The following is a 2,531-nucleotide window of genomic DNA, read 5'->3' as shown; positions in this document are numbered from 1 at the left end:
GCAGCGGAAGTAGGAAATTTAGCTGAGCAGTCTAAAACATCTGCATTTGAAATCAATCATTTAATACAAGCCATTCAACAAGATACAAAAGATACAGTTGCTGCAATGCAAAAAGGCCAACAAAAGGCTTCGGAAGGAAAAGAAACAGCTAATAAAGCAGATCAAGCATTCTCATCCATTCTGTCGGCTATTAATAAAATCACTAGTCAAATTCAAGAAGTATCTGCAGCGACAGAAGAAATGTCTGCCGGTACAGAAGAAGTCAATGCCTCTATGTCCAGTGTTTCTGAAACTGCCGCGCAAGTAGCTAAGGAAACAACTCAAACTGTACAGTCTATCCAATCACAAGCAGCATCAATCGAGGAAATCTCGAATCAGTCTAACAAAATAAAAGAAAAAGTAGAAGCATTGTCAGCGTTAGTTTCAAAATTTATTATTGAGAGGCATCACTAAGAGCAATAAAATATATCAAATATGATGTAAAAATAAAGAAGCCCATAGTAACTTATACAAAGTACAAAGGGCTTCTTTATTGAAGGATGTTCTAAAATTCTTCGCATCATTAAACGCAATTAGTATTTAAACCAATGCGTTCACACAAGATTAAATGAATTTAGTTTTGTAAATCTATCAAATTTCATTTTGGAATTTCATGTCCCAATCAATTTCCAAAATTGGAACTAAGAACTTATTTTATAGATCAAAATGCTAAATTCTCTACAGGTACATTTCATTTAGTACCCATTTTCTTGTCACGATATTTAGACAAGAAAATGGGTACTTTTTTTAACGAAGACACCAAAGTGGGTACTTTGTAAAAATAACAAATACTAATTAAGTGTGAAATTAAAATTCAATTTTATATTATTAACAAACATATTTAAGAAGCATCTATTTCCTTGACCCATTAGGAGGACATGAAAGTCTATAGTTATGTTAATTTCTTTCGTTCTTATGTTGGTGGCCATAGGAAAGGATTTCACAAATATAAAATAAGATTGACAACGCAAGATTACAAGTGTAATATTCAGTTACGGATTACAAACGTAATCTAAGGGAGGTGTAATTTAAACGAATGAAAGAATTACCTAAAATTTCAGAAGCTGAGTTAGAAATAATGAAAGTACTGTGGTTAAAATCTCCACAAACGGCAAATGAAGTGATTGAAGAGTTGGAGAAGAAAATGGATTGGAAACCCAAAACGATTCGAACACTAATTAATCGATTAGCTCATAAAGAAGCAGTTGCTTACCATCAAGATAAAGGACGTATGTATGCTTATTATCCTTTAGTTTCACAAGATAGTTATTTACAAGTAGAAACAAAATCTTTGCTTAAACGTTTCTATGGTGCAGCATTTAAGCCCTTGCTAGTAAATTTCCTGAAAGAAGAGAAGCTGTCTTCAGAAGACATTAACGAACTTAAACGTATTCTGGATGAGAAGACTGAGGAAAACCAGAGGAAGGATAGATCATAATGATAGAAATGTTTATTAATGTCTATCTGCCTCATTTTTTCGATTGGTTGATAGAGACCTCTATTATGGCGAGTATATTAGTGGGCCTAATCTTATGTATCAAGCTCTTGTTTAGAAATAAGCTAAATCCACGCTGGCAATACATGCTATGGATCATATTAATAATAAGACTTGTATTACCTTGGTCGCCAGATAGTTCCTATAGTATCTATTCTGTTCTTACATACAAGAATGATAATGCATTCATTTCTAGCCGAAACCCTGTAGCTATTTTTCTTTCAAAAGAACGCATGCAAGAATTGAAAGGTATAGACGATACAAAGGTTCTCACAAAAGAAGATACTTATACCTCAAGTTCAACACAAACTAATCAGGCAAACAAGACACAAACACACAATAATGAAAAGCAGGATGATGAGACGGTTCCATTCTATACAATCTGTATATACATTTGGCTTACAGGTGTTATTCTTCTAAGCTTTGCTACTTTTATAATGAACAGGCGTTTATTACTTTACATAAAAAAACAACCGGTTATTACAGATGAGAAGATTGTCCAGATTTTTGAAAAGTGTAAGCAATCAATGTCTGTTCATCGAGATATCCCTCTACTTGTATCTGGAAAGGTTTCCAGTCCAACAGTGTTCGGATTTATTCGCCCGAAGTTATTATTGTCAACTGTACATATGAAAATATTAGATGAACAACAGTTAAGATATATTTTTCATCATGAATTAGCTCACATCAAACGAAGAGATGTTGGTGTGAACTGGCTTATGCATGGCTTACTCATTTTAAATTGGTTTAATCCCATTCTATGGTATGCCTACTCATGTATGCGGGAAGATCAAGAACTAGCGTGCGATGCATTAGCTCTTACATGTATAGATTCAGAGGAACAAATTGCATATGGACATACTATTATTAGTCTTTTGGAACATTATTCAGGTTATTATCAAGTACCCGGTATGGCGAATTTTAGTAAAAACAAAAGAATGTTAAAAAGGAGAATTCTAATGATTAAAAAATTCCAAAGAAAATCATATCGCTGGTC

General features: G+C 33.3%; 3 protein-coding genes. All 3 read left to right on the top strand.

The window, feature by feature from the left end; translation table 11 throughout:
• Positions 1-453 (top strand): methyl-accepting chemotaxis protein (locus H6481_RS28020; protein ID WP_259347402.1); only part of this gene is annotated, 453 nt, incomplete at its 5' end.
• A 622-nt stretch (positions 454-1,075) separates the two neighbouring features.
• Complete coding sequence (locus H6481_RS28015) at positions 1,076-1,477, top strand: BlaI/MecI/CopY family transcriptional regulator (protein WP_097987504.1); 402 nt, start codon at positions 1,076-1,078, stop codon at positions 1,475-1,477.
• Positions 1,477-2,531 (top strand): M56 family metallopeptidase (locus H6481_RS28010; RefSeq protein WP_220464107.1); only part of this gene is annotated, 1,055 nt, incomplete at its 3' end. The genes H6481_RS28015 and H6481_RS28010, both read left to right, overlap by 1 nt.

It is taken from the genome of Bacillus sp. ME78 (genome assembly GCF_903970865.1).
GTDB lineage: Bacteria > Bacillota > Bacilli > Bacillales > Bacillaceae_G > Bacillus_A > Bacillus_A cereus.
Note: the sequence above shows the minus strand (reverse complement) of the source record. Positions and strands in the feature narration are given on the sequence as shown.